We start from the raw sequence: 17,501 nt of genomic DNA on the forward strand, positions 1-17,501 counted from the left end.
AACCCTTTCGCCTACCGCGCGCGGTGGAACCGCCACGAAAAATCATGCCCCCCCGCCGGGGTCGCGCCCGACAGGACCAGCTGGAAGGTCGGCACCGGCTTGCCCGACTCGTCGATCCACAGGCTTTCCTCGACGCCCAGCGTCGCGCCCTTGCAGCGGAACTGCCACACCGGGCCGCCATCGGGGACGCGCAGGAACGCGGCCTGCCCGTCGGGGGTCGGCGCGATCTCGATGCCGGGCGCCAGGTGGAAGCGGGCGACGAACCCCGTCTCGCCCTTGCGCCCGCGCCGGCCGGTCGGGATCAGCATATCCTCGCCCTGCACGTCGCGGCCATCGGCGGAGAGCGTCAGGACGCGGCGATGCTGGAAGCCCAGCCGCTTGGCATAGCCGTCATGCGCGACCTCGATCCGGCTGATCGCGTCGCTTTCCTGCCGTGCCAGGTCGACCACGCCGACGCCCTTGCCCAGCGACCCGTCGGCATGGATCGCGGTCGAATTGGCATCGGCCAGCACCAGCGTCGAATGCGCGGCGGTGGTGCGCAGCGCCCGGCGCAGTTCGGGGGAGAGCGTCAGCAGCGCGGCGCCCGCGCCGCCGCAATTGACCACGATCCGCTGCCCGCCGTCCGACAACTCGAACGCCAGCGTCGACGCGCAGCCCTCGCGCGCGGCGCGTGCGACCGGCGGCGGGGCGGAATCGACCATCAGCACGGTGCGCCCGGCGGCAAGGCGCTGATAGCCCCAGTCGCCTGCATGGCGTAGCGGGCGGGTGCGCACCCCGGTTGCCGCGACGACATCGGCGATGCGTTCGCCGCTGACCGGTCCCGATCCCTGCCAGCAAGCAAGGCCACCCTCGCCATGGCATACGCCCAGCAGCGCGGCGACCATGCGGGTCAGCGCCAGCCCCTGCGCCTCGGGTACGTCCAGCCGCCGCGCGGCATAGATTTCGCGCAACGACGTCAGCGTCATCACCGCATCGAGCTGTTCGGCGGGCGAGCGGCCTACAATACCGCCATCCTCGAACATGCCCGTCGCCAATGCCCGCGCGAGGCCATGTTCGCCGAACGCCCGGCGCGGATCGCCGCCGGGAATGACGAGGCCGGCGGCGACCACCCCCGCCCACGCGGTGATCGCGCGAACGCCGGCGGGTGCCTTGCCCGCCTCGCCATCCAGATGCCGGGCGGCGCGGGCGATGGTGTTGAGCACGCGCGAGCGATAGACCAGGTCGGTCGATGACAGGATCAGCGGGGCATGCGCGATCCAGAACAGCATCCGCCGCCCGGTGACATGCGCGCTCCACGCCGGTTCCGACACGCGCTCGCCATGCGCGGCCAGCCATTGCAGCATCAGCGTCTCGGCGATCGGCACCGCCGTCACGCGCGGCGCGACGCTCGACAGGTCGCGCAGCCACGCAAAGCTGTGGAGATGCTCGGCGAACGCGGCGGAGAATTTGGGACGGTCGAGCCCGAGCCGGTCGATGGCCACCGCCTCGCCCCGGAACATCAGATCGCCGTTCAGCAGCGCCTGCCCCCGCGCGACGTCACCGAAAAACGGGTCGTCGGCGACCGCGATCAGCTTGAGCGGATGCCGCCCCTTCAACCGCAACCCGTGCAGCGGCGTGCGCCATGCGAGGCGCTGCAGCTTCTCGGCGATCCGTTCGGACAGCGACAGTCCGGTGCCGCCGCCCTGTCGCACCAGCCGCTTGCCGACGTCGATCCCGTCGCGCGGTTCGTCGATCGGCTGGGGCGGGATCATGCGCCGCGCAGTGCGGCGATATTCGCGGCATAGGCGGTCGGACCGCCGGTAAAGGTCGCGGTGCCGGCGACCAGGCAGTCGGCCCCGGCGGCGATCGCCTTGGGTGCGGTCACGCGGTCGATCCCACCATCGACCTGCAGGTCGATCGCCCGGCCGGTCGCGTCGATCTTAGCGCGCAGCACCTCGATCTTGCGCAACTGGCTGTCGATGAACTTCTGCCCGCCAAAGCCCGGATTGACGCTCATCACCAGCAGCAGGTCGGTCAGGTCGATCACCTGATCGACCACCTCGACCGGGGTGCCGGGATTGAGGACCACGCCGGCGCGCTTGCCCAGTGCCTTGATCCGCTGGAGCGTGCGGTGGAGGTGCGGCCCCGATTCCGGGTGGACCGACAGGATATCGGCACCCGCCTCGGCAAAGGCGTCGACCAGCGGGTCGACCGGCGACACCATCAGATGCACGTCGAACGGCTTGGGGCTGTGCGGGCGCAGCGCCTTCACCACCGCCGGACCGATGGTCAGGTTGGGCACGAAATGCCCGTCCATCACATCGATATGGATCCAGTCGGCGCCGGCGGCATCGATGGCACGGACTTCCTCGCCCAGCTTGGCAAAGTCGGCGGACAGGATGGAGGGCGCGATACGGACAGCTTGCATGGCGTCCGTCCTAGCATGGTCTGCCGACTCGGCAAGCAAAGGGTAAAGGAGGAAGCAAGATTTGGTTCACGCGAAGGCGCGAAGGCGCGGAGGTAGTGCGTCCGTGGCCCCTGCACGCCGCGCAAGCGGCCCTTTGCTTCCCGGTTGCCGTGCCGAGCGACAGGCCCGCTGCGCGGGAAGGGGACGGCAAGCGCAACCCCTCCGCGCCTCCGCGCCTCCGCGTGAACGGATCTTCTTCAACTCCGCCGCAACCGGACGATGAAGAACCCGTCCAGCCCGCCGTGATCCGCCAGCATCCCCGGCAGCGTCCGCACATAGCCTCGGCGGTTCGCCTCCACCCCTTGCGGAAGTTCGTCGGCGGTCGCCGGCTCGACCGCGAAATCCGACCGGCCGCTCAGGAACCGGTCGAGCTGTGCCTCGCCCTCGGCCGGCTCCAGCGAACAGGTGGCATAGACCAGCCGCCCGCCCGGCTTCACCCAGTCGGCGGCGCGCGCCAGCAGCCGCGCCTGCAACGCCGCCGTCTCGGCGATCACGCTCGGCCGGACGCGGTGGAGCACGTCGGGGTGGCGGCGGAAGATGCCGGTCGCGCTGCACGGCGCGTCGAGCAGGATCGCGTCGACCGGCTCGGCCGGCTTCCACACCAACGCATCGCCGGTCACGACCTTCGCCGACAGCCCGGTGCGCTCCAGATTTTCGGTGAGGCGCATCAACCGGCTCTCCGAATTGTCGAGTGCGGTCACGTCCCATCCGGCGGCGGCCAGCTGCAGCGTCTTGCCGCCGGGTGCCGCGCACAGGTCGAGCGCACGGCCCGGCCCGTTCCCCAGCAGCCGCGCGGGGATCGACGCCGCCAGATCCTGCACCCACCAGTCGCCCTCGGCATAGCCCGGCAGGTCGGCGATCGCGCCATGCTCGGCGAGGCGGCGATGCCGCGGGGCGAGCGCCAACCCTTCGGGGCCGTCCTGACCTTTAAGCGACAGGTCGACCGGCGGCTGCTGCGCGATCGCCTGTGCGGCGGCGATCACCATGTCCTCGCCCCATGCCGCGACCCACCGGGCATCGGTATCGGCGGGCAGGGTGGCGGCGTCGGGCAGTCGCGCATTGCCGCGCATCAGCGTGCCGAACACGCCATGCACCAGCTTGCGCGGCCCGCCATCGACCAGCGGAAGCGCGGTGGCGATCGCGGCATGCGGCGGCGTGTTCAGCACCAGCGCCTGCGCCAGCGCGAGGCGCAGCACGAACCGCGCCTTGGCATCGTCGGGGAGCGGCCGCTGCGTCGCGCTGTCGATCAGCGCGTCGAGATCGGGCAGCCGGCGCAGCACCGCGGCGGCGATGGCATGGGCAAGGCCACGATCCTCGCGCCGGTCGAGCTCGGCGGTCGAACTCGCGAGCGCCGCCTCCAGCGGCAGCCCGCGCCGGATGACGGCATCGAGCAATTTGAGCGCAGCCCGGCGCGCGGGAACGCCGGGGGTTCGGGGGCAAGACGGGGGCGGGCCATGTTCGGGTTCCGATGCGGCAAAGGGGGTACTTGAATCCTGTCGCCGGTCCGCCAAGTGCAGTCCCGAGCGAACCGGAAAGGAACCCCTATGGGCAAGCGGCCCCCGCATGTGAAGCCACCCGCGCATCTCTCCAAGTCGCCGACGGTGCCGACCCCGGAACCGCTGCCGCCCCAATCGGACGGCGACGATCCGCTGGGCCTCAGCCCGACCCGCTACGGCGACTGGACGCACAAGGGCATCGCCGTCGATTTCTGATCCTGCGCCGGGCCACGCCGAGGCGCGGCCCGGACGTCGGCATCAGAACATCGCGCGCAGCGTCACCGATGTCGTGCGGCCGTTGATCGACCGTGCGCGCACGATGCCGTTGGCCGGGATCACCGCATCCTCGGCCTCGGTAAAGCCCTGCACGTCGAACAGGTTGTTGGCGTTGAGCGACACCAGCAGCCGGTCGGTCGCGCGGAACTGGAGGAAGCCGTTGGCGACGGTATAGCCCGGCAGCTTCAGCTGGTTGCTGTCCTGCGCATAGCTGCTGGTCGTGCCGATGACGTTCGCACCGACCGTGATCCGGCCCAGCTCCACCTGCGGCGTCGCCTGAAAGATCAGCCGGGCCTGGCGGCGCGGGGTATTGCCGACGACGCCGGGGTTGAGCGCGTCGCTGACGATCGTCGCATCGGTCCACGTCGCCCCGCCGGTAATGCCGAACGGTCCGACGCTGTAGCCGCCGTCCAGTTCGACGCCATAGGCGCGGTACGCGCGGTCGATGAACACCTGGCGCGTCGCTTCGTAATTCTGTTCCTCGGTGCGTGCCCAGAAGCCGGTGACGTTCACGACCAGCCCGTTGTGGCGATATTTCGCGCCGGCTTCGGCCTGGCGGACGAAATCGACCGCCGCGGCCTTGCTGCGCAGCGACCCGTCAACCGTGCTGACCGCCGGACCGAACAGCAGCCGGTCGGCATTGGCGCGCCCGCCGCGGCTGTAGCGGGCGAACACTGCGAACGGCTCGGCGATGCGGAAGTTGATGCCCGCCGAATAGGACAGGTAGTTCCAGCCATAATCGACCGGTGCCGGGCTGCCGAGCGGCATGACCGCCACGCGCCGCTCGGCGGCCGAGATCACGCCGTCGCCGTTCATGTCGCGCGTCACGACACCGGTGCGGCCCCCGCCCAGGTCCGACCCGAAGATCGCCCCCGACGCATCGCCGAAGTCATAGCGGACGCTGGCGCCCAGCGCGACGCGGCCGATCTTGTAGTTCAGCGACCCGAACGGCGCGTTGACGTCGTAATCGACGCGGTAGCTGCGGCGGCAGCAATCACCGAAATAGCTGGCGCCATAGCCGTAGAAGCCGTTCTGGGTGACCGGCGTACCGGCAGCCGACACGATATCGACCAGCGCGGCGCGCCCGCCGCCCCGCACGTCGAGCAGCGTGGAGGTCCACAGCCAGTCGCTGTCGATCGTCTGGCGCGACTTGTAGAAGCCGGCCGTCGTGGTCAGGTCGCCCTCACCCACGCGGAAGACCCGGCTGGCGCGCAGGTCGTTGGTGATGTTGTCTAGGCTGTTCAGCTTGACGTCAAACACGACAATCTGCGCCAGCAGGCCGTTGCCGTTCAGCGCGGCCGGGTTGGCGATCGCCTGTCCCGCCGACGGGCCGCTGGCATAGCGCAGCGTCGCGCCCGCACCGCCCAGCGCGGTCGCGATCTCGCCCGCCGCCGCGACATTGGACGGGAACAGCGACGAGAAACCGCCGCTGATATCGGCGTAGCGGAAGCGGTTGGTCACGGTCCAGCCGGCGAGGTCGATCTGCCCTTCCACGCCGAACGCCTTGACCACCGGATGCTGCCCGTCGCGCAGGTCGCGCTGGACCGGGTTGTTGCGGCCGTCGAGCGTCACGTTGGTCGTGAAGTTGCGCGTCAGCAGCGCATCGTCGGTGATCGAGAAATTGGGCAGGCTGCGATATTTGGGATCGGCATCGGTGCCGGTGACGCGGACCGGATTGGGCAGATAGCCGACGGCGCGGTCGTCCAGATATTTGGCGTACAGCCGGACATAGCCACCGGTGAAGCTCTTGGTCAGGTTCGCCTTGAACTGGCCGCCGCGATTGCCGTCATAGCCGATCCGGCGCGGCCCCTCGCCCTGGCGATAGAAGCCGCCGACATGAAAGCGCGTCGTGCTGTCGATCTTGCCGCCAACATCGGCATCGACGCGATATTCCTCGTAATCGAGGCCGGCGCCCAGCTGGATCGCGCCGCCTTCGCGCTCCCCGGTCTTGGAGATCAGGTTGAGCACGCCGCCGGGCGAGTTGGACGAGAAGGTGGAGGCCGACCCGCCGCGAATCGCCTCGACCGACGACAGGTTCAGGTCGGACCGCAGGAAGATGTCGGCATTGCCGAAGGTGATGTCGCCGAATTCCAGCACCGGCAGGCCGTCTTCCTGCAACTGCAGGAACTTGGCGCCGCCCGATGCGATCGGCAGGCCGCGGATCGAGATATTGGCGTTGCCGTCGCCGCCCGAGCTTTCGGCGCGGATGCCCGGCACGTTGCGGAAAATCTCGGCGGTCGAGCGCGGCGCAGCCTTCAATATGTCGTTTTCGCGCAGCGAGCTGGTCGAAATCGCGCTGTCCAGCCGATCGCGACCCCGCGCGACGGCGGTGACGACGATGTCGGCCGGCGGCTTCTGCCGTGTGGCCGATTCATCGGCCGCCTTGTCGGGCGTGGCGACCGTCTGGGCATGGGCCGGCGTACAGGCGATGAGTGGAATCAGGCCGGCAAAAATTTGATGTGAACGCAATGTCGCAATCCCCCTTCGGAATGATCGCGTCCCTATGGAATACGATTTAACAGAGCGTTGACAACGATTGCAGTCGCGCAGCAGCGAGGTTTTTGCAACGTATAACAAAGTCTTACCGGCGACTTAGCTATTTGGGAAACTCTTCGCCCTACCATTGTCCCTTCGGGAATTCCGGGGGGATGCATGAATATGAATTGGCGAATCATCTGTGGCCTGTCGTCCATCGCGTTGGCACTTCCGGCGCAGGCGCAGCAGGTGGCGCCCGAGCAGGACACGGTCACGACCGGCGTCGCCAAGGGGCGCGACCGGCTGGACAGCGCCACATCGACCAGCGTGCTGCGCGAGGGGGAAATCGCGAAGCTGGCGCCGCGGTCGGTCGGCGAACTGCTGCGCGCCATTCCCGGCATCCTGGCCGAGGCACCCAATGGCGAAAGCATCGCCAACATCACCATCCGCGGCCTGCCGCTGTCGTCGTCGGGCGCGAAGTTCGTGCAGCTGCAGGAAGACGGCCTGCCGGTCATGGAATTCGGCGACATCGTCGGTGCCAGCGCCGACAGCTTCGTGCGCGTCGACCTGAACCTCGCGCAGGTCGAGGCGATCCGCGGCGGCTCCGCCTCCACCTTCACCAGCAATGCGCCGGGCGGCATCATCAACTTCATCTCGAAGACCGGGGAGCGTGAGGGCGGCGCGATCGCGCTGACCGCCGGGCTCGACTTCGACCAGTATCGCGGCGATTTCGACTATGGCGCGCGGCTGGGCGACCATCTTCGCTTCCATGTCGGCGGCTTCTATCGCCAGGGGGAAGGGCCGCGCCGCATCGGCTTCACCGGTCAGCGCGGTGGGCAGATCAAGGCGAATGTCACCCGCGACTTCGCAGGCGGCTATATCCGGCTGTACGGCAAATATCTCGACGACCGCTCGCCCTTCTACGATTCGGTGCCGTTGCGGGTGACCGGCAGCGATGCCGATCCATCGTTCGCGGCGGTCGCATCGTTCGATCCGACGCACGACACGCTGTCGACCCGTGCGCTCCAGTCGGTCACGCTGCTGGACGAAGCGAACCGGCCGATCGTCGAGGATATCCGCGACGGCCAGCGGGTCCGGGAAACGTCGTTCGGCCTCGAATCGCAGGTGACGGTGGCGGAATGGACCGTGACCGAACGCTTCCGGGTCGCCGGGCGCTCGGGCGGGCTGATCGGCCCGTTCAGCAGCCTCATGCTGTCGCCGTCGGCGGCGCTGACGCGGCTGGGCGCGACCGGCGGTTCGTTCCGCTATGCCAGCGGCGCGAACGTCGGGCAGGCCATCACCGATCCGACCGCGCTGAACGGCAACGGGCTGATCGCGATCTACAACATCCGCGACCGGCGTCAGCAGGATGTCGGCAACATCACCAACGACATCCGCGCCAGCCGCGTCTGGCAGGTCGGCGACGGCAGCCTGACCACCACCGCCGGATTCTATGCCGCGCGCCAGGCGATCGACACGTCGATCCTGTACGGCGTGGCGGTGACCGAGGTGACGGGCGGCGGCGATGCCGCGCTGCTCGACGTGTTCGATGCCGCCGGCACGGCGCGCACCGCGGGCGGCATCTATGCCTATAACCCGTTGTCGGGCACGCAGCGCCGCACGCTGCGGCTGGCCTATCGGGTGAACGCCCCCTTCGCATCGGCCAATTACAAGATCGGCCGGGTCTCGATCGGCGGCAGCCTGCGCTACGACTGGGGCCATGCCAGCGGGCAGGTGTTCGGCGTCGAGCTGGGCGGCGGACGCATCGGGCAGGTCGCGCGCGACATCGATGGCGACGGCGTGATCTCCGCACCCGAACAGCGCGTCGGCATCACGCCGACCGCGCCCGGCCTGGTCGATTACGGCTATCGCTACCTGTCCTATTCGAGCGGCGTCGTCTTCCGCGTGGCCGAGCCGCTGGCGGTGTTCGGCCGCTACAGCCGGGGGGCGCGGGCCAATGCCGACCGGATCACCTTCGGCAGCGTGATCGACAATGCGACCGGCAGGCTGGCCATCCCGTCGGCCGCGTTCGACCCGGTCAAGCAGGCCGAACTGGGCGTCAAATACCGCCATGCCGGGCTGACGCTGAACCTGACCGGCTTTCATGTCGATGCACAGGATTCGAACATCAACACCTCGACCGGGGCGGTCATCGCCCGCGATTACCGTGCGAAGGGGCTGGAGTTCGAAGGCGGCGTGCGGCGCGGCATGTTCAGCCTGACGGCGGGTGCGACCTACACCGATGCGCTGATCGTTAGGGACCGGGTCAACCCGGCGCTGAACGGCAATACGCCGCGGCATCAGGCCAATCTGATCTTCCAGGCGACGCCGCAGGTCAGCACCGATCGGTTCGCGGTCGGCGCGGTGTTCATCGGCACGACCGATACCTATGCACAGGACGTCAACCTGCTGAAGATCCCCGGCTATGTCACGACCAACGCCTTCGCGCAGGTCCGGCTGGTCGACCGGCTGCTGCTGTCGCTGAACGCCACCAACCTGTTCGACACGGTGGCGCTGACCGGCATCGACGAGGATCGCATTCCCGCCAGCGGGATCGTGCGCGGGCGGTTGCTGAACGGGCGGGCGATCTCCACCACGCTGCGACTGGACTTCTGACGGCTGCAGCCCGGCCGTCGCCGCTGCGCGACGGCCGGGCATCCAACCTACATGCCTGTCAGTAATTCCATTGCGGAGATGGAACGAACTGCCTGCTTCCGGTTTGTCGCTTGATGGCTCGGCTCTCGCGTACTTGGCGGTTCATCCTCGGTGGTCTGGTCGGGCTGCTGCTGCTCATCCTCCTGATCCTCGCCGCCTTTCCCTGGGGGGTGCTGCGCGACCGGGTGTCGGTGAAGCTCGCCGAACGCTTCGGCTCCGACGTGTCGATCGGCACGATCGAACGGGTCGAGCCGCTGTCCTTCTCGCCCACCCTGATCGTGCGCGACCTGCGCATCGCGCAGCCCAGCTGGGCGGGGCCGGGCGATCTCGTCCGGTTGCGGCGCATCGATTTCCGCTTTCGCGTGCTGCCCTTGCTCCGCGGCAAGTTCGACCTGACCGCACTCGCCATCGACGGCGGCCGGGTGGCGATGGTGCGGTCGCACGACGGTCGCAAGAACTGGGCCCCCGACAAGCGCGGCGGCAACGGCTCGGCCTCCGCGATCACCAGCCTGACCGTGCGCGACCTCGTCATCGACTATCGCGACGCGGTGCAGAATCGTCGCTTCGCCGTGACCGTGGCGTCGGACGGACAGGGGTTCCGCGCCAGCGGCGACGGCGCGATCGACAATCGCCCGGTGACCGTGTCGCTCGCCGGTCCGACCATCGCCGGCGACGGTGCGTGGCCGTTCACCGCGCGCGTCGCCGGGCCGACGATCACCGTCGATGCGAAGGGGACGATGGCCTCGCCGCTCGACACGCGGCAGATGACCGTCGACCTGACCGCGCGCGCCAACGACCTGAAGACGCTCGACGCCCTGATCGAGGCCGGGCTGTTCGGCACCCAGCCGGTCAAGCTGACCGCCCGCGTGCGGCACGACGATCCGACCTGGGTGATCGAAAGATTGTCGGGCACCATCGGCCGGTCGCGGCTGGCATCGGCCAACGCGACCGTGACCAAGGCGGACGAGCGCACCGGCATCGACGGGCGGCTGCACTTCGCCACCCTGTCGTTCGACGACCTCGCCACCGACGAAGGTCGCGCCGAAGCCGCCGCGATCGAGCGCCGCATCGGCCCGCGCGTCGTGCCCGGCACCCGCATCAACCTCGCCAAGATGGGCGAGCTCGACGGAAGGCTCGCCATTCGCGTCGACCGGCTGCTCGACATGGCGGGCTTGCGCAGCCTCGATACCGTGCTGGCGATCGACCATAGCCGCCTGACCGTCGCGCCGCTGAGCGTGCGGTTGGCACAGGGGAAGATCACCGGGCAGGTGGTGGTCGATCAGCGTGGCCGCACGACGCCCAAGACGACGTTCGACCTGCGGCTGAGCGATTCGCGCATCTCCACCTTCGCCGGCGGCGCGCCGGTCGATGCCCCGCTGCGCGCGCGGGTGCGGCTGGTCGGCAGCGGCGATACCATCCGCCAGGCGGTCGGCCGCTCGAACGGCACCATCGGCTTTGCCGCGGCGGGCGGCGTGCTGCCGGCCAAGATGGCGTCGATGCTCGGCGCCGATGTGGCGCGCGGCGTGCTGACCGACGACGATGCGCAGGCGCGGCTGCGCTGCCTGGGGCTGCGGCTGGACGTCGCCAACGGCATCGGGCGGATCGACCCGCTGCTGATCGACACCTCGCGCGCGCAGACGCGGGGGCAGGGGGTGGTGCGCCTGTCCGACGAAACCCTGTCGATCGCGCTGACCGGCACACCGAAGCAGCGCACGCTGCTGCACCTCGACCGTCCGGTGCGCGTCACCGGCCGCCTCCAGACGCCGGAGGTGCAGATTCCTCCCGGCGTGAAGAGCGCGGGCGGGATCCTGCGCATGCTGGGCCGCGCGATCAAGGGCGACGACACGCCGCGCGCGGGCAATGCCGATTGCGGCGCGCTGGTCCGCCGCGTGCTGGGCTAGGCTTGCGACCGGGCCGCACGGCGGTTATCTTGGGCGGGCCGAAAAGAGAGCAGCAGGTTGGTAGTTCCTGCGCCAGCGCCGTGGTGCGCCGGTTCCCCCGTCCGCGGCGTCAACCCGAACCCGTTCGGGATGGCGCACCGGGCCGTTTCCGTCAGGCGTCATCCCGCATTGTGAAAGGATGCCGTCATGCTCTTCCTGCTGGTCGCCCTGCTCGCCGCGACGCTGTTTACCGGGGCGGCGCTCTACATCACATTGGTCGAACATCCGGCGCGCCTGTCGCTGGCCGAGGAGCCGATGCTCACCCAGTGGCAGCAAAGCTATCGCCGCGCGCTGCCGATCCAGTCCTCGCTGGCGCTGGTCGCAGGAATCGGCGGTCTTGTCGCCGGCTGGGTCCTGCGCGACGGCTGGGCGATCGCCGGCGGGGTCGCCATGCTGGCCAACTGGCCGTTCACCGTGTCGGCGCTGCTGCCGATCAACCGCCGCCTGTCGCCCGCCATCGCCGGCCGGGGTGACGCGCACAGCCATTTGCTGCTGCTGCGCTGGGGCCGGCTGCACGACGTTCGCAGCCTGCTGGGGGTGGCGGGGACGGTGCTGCTGCTTTGCGCTTTCCTACAGGGGATCGCGACGCCATGATCGGCGACGCGCGACCCGCGCCCGCTCTTTCTGATGGCCGCAAACCCCAACGTCACCCCGGACTTGATCCGGGGTCCCGCTTCTTCTTTTCACGGCAATATGACCGCGCGACAAACTGCGCACGAGTGTGAACTTAGTGAACTTTGGACCCCGCGGCCGCTCCGGCGTGCTCCGTTCGGCGACCACCGGTTCGCTCCGACCTGATCCGGGAGCCGCTACTTCTTCAGGCAACGTGACCGCGCGACAAACTGCGCACTAGTGTGAACTTAGTGAACTTTGGACCTCACGGCCGCTCCGGCGCCCCCCGCTCGGCGACCATCCGCTCGCCGTCGATCACGATCGGACTCGCCAGCCCCGGCAGCCCGTCGGGCCGGATCGCCATGCCGCGGGCGATCACCTGCGGGTCGACGAACACCTCGTCCAGCGCGTTGATCGGCCCGGCGGGGATGCCGGCCGTCTCCAGCGCCTGCGCAAGCTCGGCCTTGCGCCACTGCGCGATCGCCGCCTGCAGTGCCGGGATCAGGTCGCGGCGATGCGTCACCCGTGCCGGATTGGTCGCAAAGCGCGCCTCGCTATGCAGCGTCAGCCCGAGCACGCCGCACAGCCGCGCGAACTGCCCGTCATTGCCGACCGCGACGATCAGCGCGCCGTCCGCCGTCTCGAACGCCTGATAGGGGACCAGATTGGCGTGGCCATTGCCCATCCGCGTCGGCACGCTGCCCCCGGCCATATAGTTCAGCGCCTGGTTCGCCAGCACCGCCACCTGCGTATCCATCAACGCCATGTCGATCCATGCCCCCTCGCCGGTCAGCGTGCGGCGGCGCAGCGCGGCAAGGATCGCGACCGCCGCATACAGCCCGGTGAACAGGTCGGCATAGGCGACGCCGGCCTTTTGCGGCGCCCCGTCCGGCTCCCCGGTCAGTGACATCGCCCCGCCCATCGCCTGGATCAGGAAGTCGTAGCCAGCACGATGGGCATAGGGCCCGTCCTGCCCGAACCCGGTGATCGAGCAGGTGACGAGGCCCGACCGCACCGCCGACAGCGCGGCATGGTCGAGACCGTATTTGGCGAGGCCGCCGACCTTGTAATTCTCGATCACGACATCGGCGGTGGCGACCAGCGCACGGACCTCGGCCTGTCCCTCGGGCGTGGTGATGTCGATCGCGACCGAGCGCTTGCCGCGATTGGTCGCATGGAAATAGGCGGCATCGCGCGGGCTTCCGTCGGGCGCGGTGACGAAGGGCGGCCCCCAGTGGCGCGTGTCGTCGCCGCTGCCCGGCCGCTCGACCTTCACCACCTCCGCTCCCAGGTCGGCGAGCAGCTGCCCGCACCATGGCCCAGCAAGGATACGTGCCAGTTCGACCACGCGAATGCCGGCCAGCGGCTTCACCGGCGGCGCAGTTCGTAGACGACGTGCGGCACCACCCGTCCGCCGCGCGGCACGTCGATCGTGCCCGGCCGCAACGTCGCGCCCAGTGCCTCGACCGCGCTCCGCGACCGGCGATTGTCCTGCCCGACATGGAAGGTGACCGCCGACACCGACGGAGCGATATGGTCGATCATCAGCCGCTTGGTCTCGCGGTTATGGCCCCGCCGCCACCGGTCGCGCGCAAGGAAGGTCCAGCCGATCTCGATCTCGTCCGCCTGCGGGTCATACGGGCCATAGCGGCTCGACCCGATGACGCTGCCGTCGCGCGCATCGCGGATGGTCAGCATCCCGGCCCCGGCCAGCCCCTCGTCGAAAAAGGTGCGGAACACCGCCGGCTGCCACCGGTCGTGCGCCGGATGCTGGTCCCAGATCGCCGGGTCCGCCGCGACGCCGTACAGCGCGTCATAGTCTTCGGCAGTCGTCGGTCGCACCGTCACCAGCGCGCCGATCAGGACCGGCTGCCGATTCATCAGAACGCGGCGATCCCGGTGATCGCGCGGCCGAGGATCAGGCCATGCACGTCATGCGTCCCCTCATAGGTGTTGACCGTCTCCAGGTTGATCGCATGGCGCATCACATGGAACTCGGCCGCGATGCCGTTGCCGCCATGCATGTCGCGCGCGGTGCGGGCGATGGCCAGCGCCTTGCCGCAATTGTTGCGCTTGATGATGCTGATCGCCTCGGGTGCCAACTGCCCCTCGTCGAACATCCGCCCGGCCCTGAGCGCCGCCTGCAACCCCAGCGCGATCTCGGTCTGCATGTCGGCGAGCTTCAGCTGGACCAGCTGCTTCGACGCCAGCGGCACGCCGAACTGCTGCCGGTCGAGCGTGTACTGGCGGGCGGCGTGCATGCAGAACTCGGCCGCGCCCATCGTACCCCACGCAATGCCGTAGCGCGCGCGGTTGAGACAGCCGAACGGACCTTTCAGCCCTTCGACATTGGGCAGCAGCGCGTCCTCGCCGACCTCCACGCCCTCCATCACGATCTCGCCGGTGATCGAGGCGCGCAAGCTCAGCTTGCCCTCGATCTTGGGCGCCGACAGCCCGGCCATGCCCTTTTCCAGCACGAAGCCGCGGATCTTGCCGCCATGCGCGTCGGACTTGGCCCACACGACGAAGACGTCGGCGATCGGCGCGTTGGTGATCCACATCTTCGCGCCCGACAGGCGATAGCCGCCGTCGATCTTTTCCGCCCGCGTCCGCATGCCGGCGGGGTCCGACCCGGCATCGGGTTCGGTCAGCCCGAAACAGCCGACCCATTCGCCGCTCGCCAGCTTCGGCAGATATTTCGCCTTCTGCTCCTCCGACCCATAGGCATTGATCGGATGCATCACGAGGCTCGACTGCACGCTCATCGCGCTGCGATAGCCCGAATCGATCGCCTCGACCTCGCGCGCGACCAGGCCGTACGCGACATAGCCCATGCCCGCGCCGCCATATTGCGGGTCGATGGTGACGCCCAGCAGGCCGAGCTCGCCCATCTCGGTCATGATCCCGCGCGCGAAATCCTCGTCGAGGAACGCGCGGGTGACGCGGGGCAGCAGCTTGCTCCGGGCATAGCCATGCGCCACCTCGCGGACCATGCGCTCCTCGTCGGTCAGCTGCGCGTCGAGGGCGAAGGGGTCTTGCCAGTCGAACCGGCCCATATCGGCCATGGGCGTTTCCTTTACAGCGTGGGGGAGACCGTCCCGGTAGCTTCGGGGGGAGCGGAGGGCAGCGGAGCTTGCTGCAGGATCACCGGCGGTGCCACCGGAGCGGGGCGCGGCGTGGTGAGCGCGACCGATTCCAGCTCGATCAGCGCCTTGCGCGCATCGACATAGCGTTTGGCGGCACTGGTCCACGCCGTGGCGTTGGCGACGCCGGGCAGCCGTTCGACCTCGGCGACGGCCTGTTCGACCTGTCCGGTATCGAGCCGTCGGCGCGCGCGCTCCAGCCGGTCGCTCGGGCGGCTGCTCGGCGTCGTGCCCTGGCGGATCACGATCAGCTGGCCCAGCTCCCGGCGCAGCCCGTCCCACCAATTCTCGCCCGTCGGGCCGGCGGTCAGCGGGATGGCGGCGGCGTCCAGCGCGGTGCGCAGATCGTCCAGCGTCACCGGGTTCTGCGCGGCGGCGATCAGGGTTCGGACCGCATCGGGCCGGCTGCTGCCGAACCGGTCGCGCAGCTGCGCCTCGAGATAGTCGAGGGGACGACCGCGATCCAGCGCGCGGCGCGTGGCGACGATCACCATCATGTCCTCGGCCCGGGTCGCATAGCCCGCCGCGTTGCGCGCGCTGCTGTCCAGCCCGACGATCCGCGTCTCCAGATCGGCGATGCGCGCGGCCAGTGCCGCCTCGCGCGCCGACAGGATCGGCAGCGCCGACACCTGCGCGGGCGGTGCGGGATTGGCGGCGGTGGGGGTGGGCTGCGCGGTCGGTGCTGCCGTCTGTTGCTGCGTGCCCCATCCGAAGCGCGGGGCGACATAGCGCAGCACCGCCAGCGTCGCGCCGATCCCGATGACGAAGGCGATGACGGCGATGGCCAGCCATCCCCGGCTGCCCCGGCGACGCGGATGACGGGTCGTCGGGAAGGGCGCATCTTCGCTGATCATGCCGCCTTATCCCCGCGCCCGTCCGCCGGGTCAATCATGCGTCGGCAAGGGACAGGGCGGCGGCGATCGTCGCCGCGTCGTCGGGACGCTCGGCAACCGCGACGGCGCGCCAGCCGGTGCCGAGCGCCTGCGCGACCGCCGGCGCGATGGCGGCAACCGCGATCGCGCCACGATCCTCGGCCAGCATCGCCAGCCGCCGTGCCGCGCGCGGCGAATGGACCAGCGCCACCGTGCCGGCGAGCAGCGCGGCGTCGACCGCTTCGATCGCCTCGCTGGCATAGACGGCACGGATCGTGGACAGGACGGCATGGCCCGCCACCGCCCGGTCGCGTGCGGTGAGCAGCAGCGCCCGGCGAACGCCCGCCCGTTCGGCCGCGTCGAGCAGCGCCTGCCCGTCACTATCGCCGGTCGCGACCACGTGCAGCCCCGCCGCCCGCGCCGCCGCCGCCGTCGCCGCGCCGACCGCATGGACCGGCAGCGTCGCATAGGCTTGCAGCGCCGCGCCCGCCTGTCGCACGGCATTGGCGCTGGTCAGGATCAGCGCGTCATGCTCCGTGGCGGACGGCGCGTCCCACGCCAGCGGCACGATGCGGAACAGCGGCAGGCGGATCGCCCGCCGTCCCAGCGCCTCGATCGCCTGCGCGGTGGCGGCATTGCCCGGTTCGGGGCGCAGCACCGCCAGCGGCCGGCTCATCGCGCGAACAGCTTTGCCACGCTCTCGGGCGCGCGCGCCAGCATCGTTTCGGCGAGAGTGCGCGGGAGGTCGATATCGTCGATCGCCCCGCTGGCGCTGTCGACCACCTGCGCGCTGCCGTCCTGCGCCAGCAATTGCGCGCGCAGCGTCAGTACGTCGCCGTCGATCGTCGCCAGCGCGCCGACCGGTGAATGGCAATCGGCGCCCAGGGCCGCCAGGAAACCGCGCTCGGCCCGCACCGCCTGATGCGTCGGCGCATGGTCGATCGCGCGGACAAAGGCGAGCGCGGCGGCGTCCTCCGCCCGGACCTCGATCCCCACCGCCCCCTGCGACGGCGCGGGCAGCAGCGTGTCGATCGACAGCGCGGTGCCGACCTCATGCCGCCCCAGCCGTTCCAGCCCGGCCGCGGCGAGCAGGGTCGCATCGACCTCCCCCGCCGCCAGCTTGGCAAGCCGCGTGTCGACATTGCCGCGAAACAGCACGATCCGCGCGTCGGGGCGGTGGCTCAGCACCTGCGCGGCGCGGCGCGGGCTGCTGGTGCCGACCACGCCGTCCCTGGGCAGGTCGGCGAGCGACGCGATCCCGACCAGCCGGTCGCGGACATCGGCGCGCGGCAGCATCGCGGCGATGCGGATTTCGGTCGGGCGGACCGTCTCGACGTCCTTCATCGAATGGACCGCCGCGTCGATTTCATGCGCGCACAATGCCCGGTCGAGTTCCTTGGTCCACAGCGCCTTGCCACCGATCTCGGCCAGCGCGCGGTCCTGCACCCGGTCGCCGGTGGTCTTGATCATCACGATCTCGATGGTCGCCGGATCGATCCCGTGCGCCTTTGCCAGCGCGTCGCGGGTCGCGTGCGCCTGCACCAATGCCAGCGGCGATCCGCGCGTGCCCAGTTTGAACGTCATCG

General features: G+C 69.8%; 14 protein-coding genes. 4 read left to right on the forward strand and 10 right to left on the reverse strand.

Annotation, left to right across the window (positions count from 1 at the left end):
* Nucleotides 1–11: 11 nt before the first annotated feature.
* From PPZ50_RS03435 to PPZ50_RS03445, 3 genes are all read right to left on the reverse strand, one after another.
* Nucleotides 12–1,751, reverse strand: a complete 1,740-nt coding sequence (locus tag PPZ50_RS03435) for a heparinase II/III family protein (RefSeq protein WP_066690028.1) — start codon at nt 1,749–1,751, stop codon at nt 12–14.
* Nucleotides 1,748–2,407, reverse strand: a complete 660-nt coding sequence (gene rpe, locus PPZ50_RS03440; protein ID WP_066690029.1) for a ribulose-phosphate 3-epimerase — start codon at nt 2,405–2,407, stop codon at nt 1,748–1,750. The genes PPZ50_RS03435 and rpe overlap by 4 nt, the downstream gene beginning before the upstream one ends.
* 236 nt (nt 2,408–2,643) lie before the next feature.
* Nucleotides 2,644–3,840, reverse strand: a complete 1,197-nt coding sequence (locus PPZ50_RS03445) for an RsmB/NOP family class I SAM-dependent RNA methyltransferase (RefSeq protein WP_272815710.1) — start codon at nt 3,838–3,840, stop codon at nt 2,644–2,646.
* A gap of 150 nt (nt 3,841–3,990) precedes the next feature.
* Here PPZ50_RS03445 and PPZ50_RS03450 point away from each other — a divergent pair, with 150 nt between their 5' ends.
* Entirely contained in the window at nt 3,991–4,158 is a 168-nt protein-coding gene (locus PPZ50_RS03450) for a DUF1674 domain-containing protein (RefSeq protein WP_084401532.1), read from the forward strand.
* Nucleotides 4,159–4,200: 42 nt separating this feature from the next.
* On the opposite strand, the gene PPZ50_RS03455 is transcribed toward PPZ50_RS03450, so the two are convergent.
* A complete protein-coding gene (locus PPZ50_RS03455; RefSeq protein WP_420794422.1) occupies nt 4,201–6,687 on the reverse strand; it encodes a TonB-dependent receptor domain-containing protein in 2,487 nt (828 codons plus the stop codon).
* Between the two features lie 189 nt (nt 6,688–6,876).
* On the opposite strand from PPZ50_RS03455, the gene PPZ50_RS03460 reads away from it, so the two are divergent.
* The 3 genes from PPZ50_RS03460 (at nt 6,877) to PPZ50_RS03470 (ending at nt 11,882) form a co-directional block, all read left to right on the forward strand.
* Nucleotides 6,877–9,309 (forward strand): TonB-dependent receptor domain-containing protein, encoded by a 2,433-nt coding sequence (locus PPZ50_RS03460; RefSeq protein ID WP_198158539.1) that lies wholly within the window; start codon nt 6,877–6,879, stop codon nt 9,307–9,309.
* 113 nt (nt 9,310–9,422) lie between these two features.
* A complete protein-coding gene (locus PPZ50_RS03465) occupies nt 9,423–11,249 on the forward strand; it encodes an AsmA family protein (protein WP_066690032.1) in 1,827 nt (608 codons plus the stop codon).
* Nucleotides 11,250–11,435: 186 nt separating this feature from the next.
* A complete protein-coding gene (locus tag PPZ50_RS03470; protein ID WP_066690033.1) occupies nt 11,436–11,882 on the forward strand; it encodes a DUF1772 domain-containing protein in 447 nt (148 codons plus the stop codon).
* Between the two features lie 283 nt (nt 11,883–12,165).
* On the opposite strand, the gene PPZ50_RS03475 is transcribed toward PPZ50_RS03470, so the two are convergent.
* From PPZ50_RS03475 to hemC, 6 genes are read right to left on the reverse strand one after another with little or no spacing between them, the layout of a single operon-like run.
* On the reverse strand, nt 12,166–13,272 hold the full coding sequence (locus PPZ50_RS03475; RefSeq protein ID WP_066690038.1) for a CaiB/BaiF CoA transferase family protein: 1,107 nt from the start codon (nt 13,270–13,272) through the stop codon (nt 12,166–12,168).
* Nucleotides 13,269–13,781, reverse strand: coding sequence for a GNAT family N-acetyltransferase (locus PPZ50_RS03480; RefSeq protein WP_066690040.1), 513 nt, complete (start codon nt 13,779–13,781; stop codon nt 13,269–13,271). Before PPZ50_RS03480 ends, PPZ50_RS03475 begins: the two co-directional genes overlap by 4 nt.
* Nucleotides 13,781–14,965 (reverse strand): acyl-CoA dehydrogenase, encoded by a 1,185-nt coding sequence (locus tag PPZ50_RS03485; RefSeq protein WP_066690046.1) that lies wholly within the window; start codon nt 14,963–14,965, stop codon nt 13,781–13,783. Before PPZ50_RS03485 ends, PPZ50_RS03480 begins: the two co-directional genes overlap by 1 nt.
* An 11-nt stretch (nt 14,966–14,976) precedes the next feature.
* Nucleotides 14,977–15,897, reverse strand: coding sequence for a hypothetical protein (locus PPZ50_RS03490; RefSeq protein ID WP_066690048.1), 921 nt, complete (start codon nt 15,895–15,897; stop codon nt 14,977–14,979).
* Between the two features lie 34 nt (nt 15,898–15,931).
* Nucleotides 15,932–16,591 carry a uroporphyrinogen-III synthase gene (locus tag PPZ50_RS03495; protein ID WP_066690051.1) on the reverse strand — a complete coding sequence of 220 codons (660 nt, stop codon included), beginning with the start codon at nt 16,589–16,591 and terminating at the stop codon, nt 15,932–15,934.
* Nucleotides 16,588–17,499 carry a hydroxymethylbilane synthase gene (hemC, locus tag PPZ50_RS03500; protein ID WP_066690053.1) on the reverse strand — a complete coding sequence of 304 codons (912 nt, stop codon included), beginning with the start codon at nt 17,497–17,499 and terminating at the stop codon, nt 16,588–16,590. The genes PPZ50_RS03495 and hemC overlap by 4 nt, the downstream gene beginning before the upstream one ends.
* Nucleotides 17,500–17,501: the final 2 nt, after the last annotated feature.

It is taken from the genome of Sphingomonas hankookensis (assembly GCF_028551275.1).
Classification (GTDB): domain Bacteria; phylum Pseudomonadota; class Alphaproteobacteria; order Sphingomonadales; family Sphingomonadaceae; genus Sphingomonas; species Sphingomonas hankookensis_A.

Bases quoted from the DNA above. Each gene is read 5' to 3' on its own strand.
- PPZ50_RS03435 (WP_066690028.1), bottom strand. From the start codon at position 1,751: ATGATCCCGCCCCAGCCGATCGACGAACCGCGCGACGGGATCGACGTC.
- PPZ50_RS03465 (WP_066690032.1), top strand. From the start codon at position 9,423: ATGGCTCGGCTCTCGCGTACTTGGCGGTTCATCCTCGGTGGTCTGGTC.
- PPZ50_RS03470 (WP_066690033.1), top strand. From the start codon at position 11,436: ATGCTCTTCCTGCTGGTCGCCCTGCTCGCCGCGACGCTGTTTACCGGG.
- PPZ50_RS03460 (WP_198158539.1), top strand. From the start codon at position 6,877: ATGAATTGGCGAATCATCTGTGGCCTGTCGTCCATCGCGTTGGCACTT.
- hemC (WP_066690053.1), bottom strand. From the start codon at position 17,499: ATGACGTTCAAACTGGGCACGCGCGGATCGCCGCTGGCATTGGTGCAG.
- PPZ50_RS03490 (WP_066690048.1), bottom strand. From the start codon at position 15,897: ATGATCAGCGAAGATGCGCCCTTCCCGACGACCCGTCATCCGCGTCGC.
- rpe (WP_066690029.1), bottom strand. From the start codon at position 2,407: ATGCAAGCTGTCCGTATCGCGCCCTCCATCCTGTCCGCCGACTTTGCC.
- PPZ50_RS03485 (WP_066690046.1), bottom strand. From the start codon at position 14,965: ATGGCCGATATGGGCCGGTTCGACTGGCAAGACCCCTTCGCCCTCGAC.
- PPZ50_RS03480 (WP_066690040.1), bottom strand. From the start codon at position 13,781: ATGAATCGGCAGCCGGTCCTGATCGGCGCGCTGGTGACGGTGCGACCG.
- PPZ50_RS03450 (WP_084401532.1), top strand. From the start codon at position 3,991: ATGGGCAAGCGGCCCCCGCATGTGAAGCCACCCGCGCATCTCTCCAAG.
- PPZ50_RS03495 (WP_066690051.1), bottom strand. From the start codon at position 16,591: ATGAGCCGGCCGCTGGCGGTGCTGCGCCCCGAACCGGGCAATGCCGCC.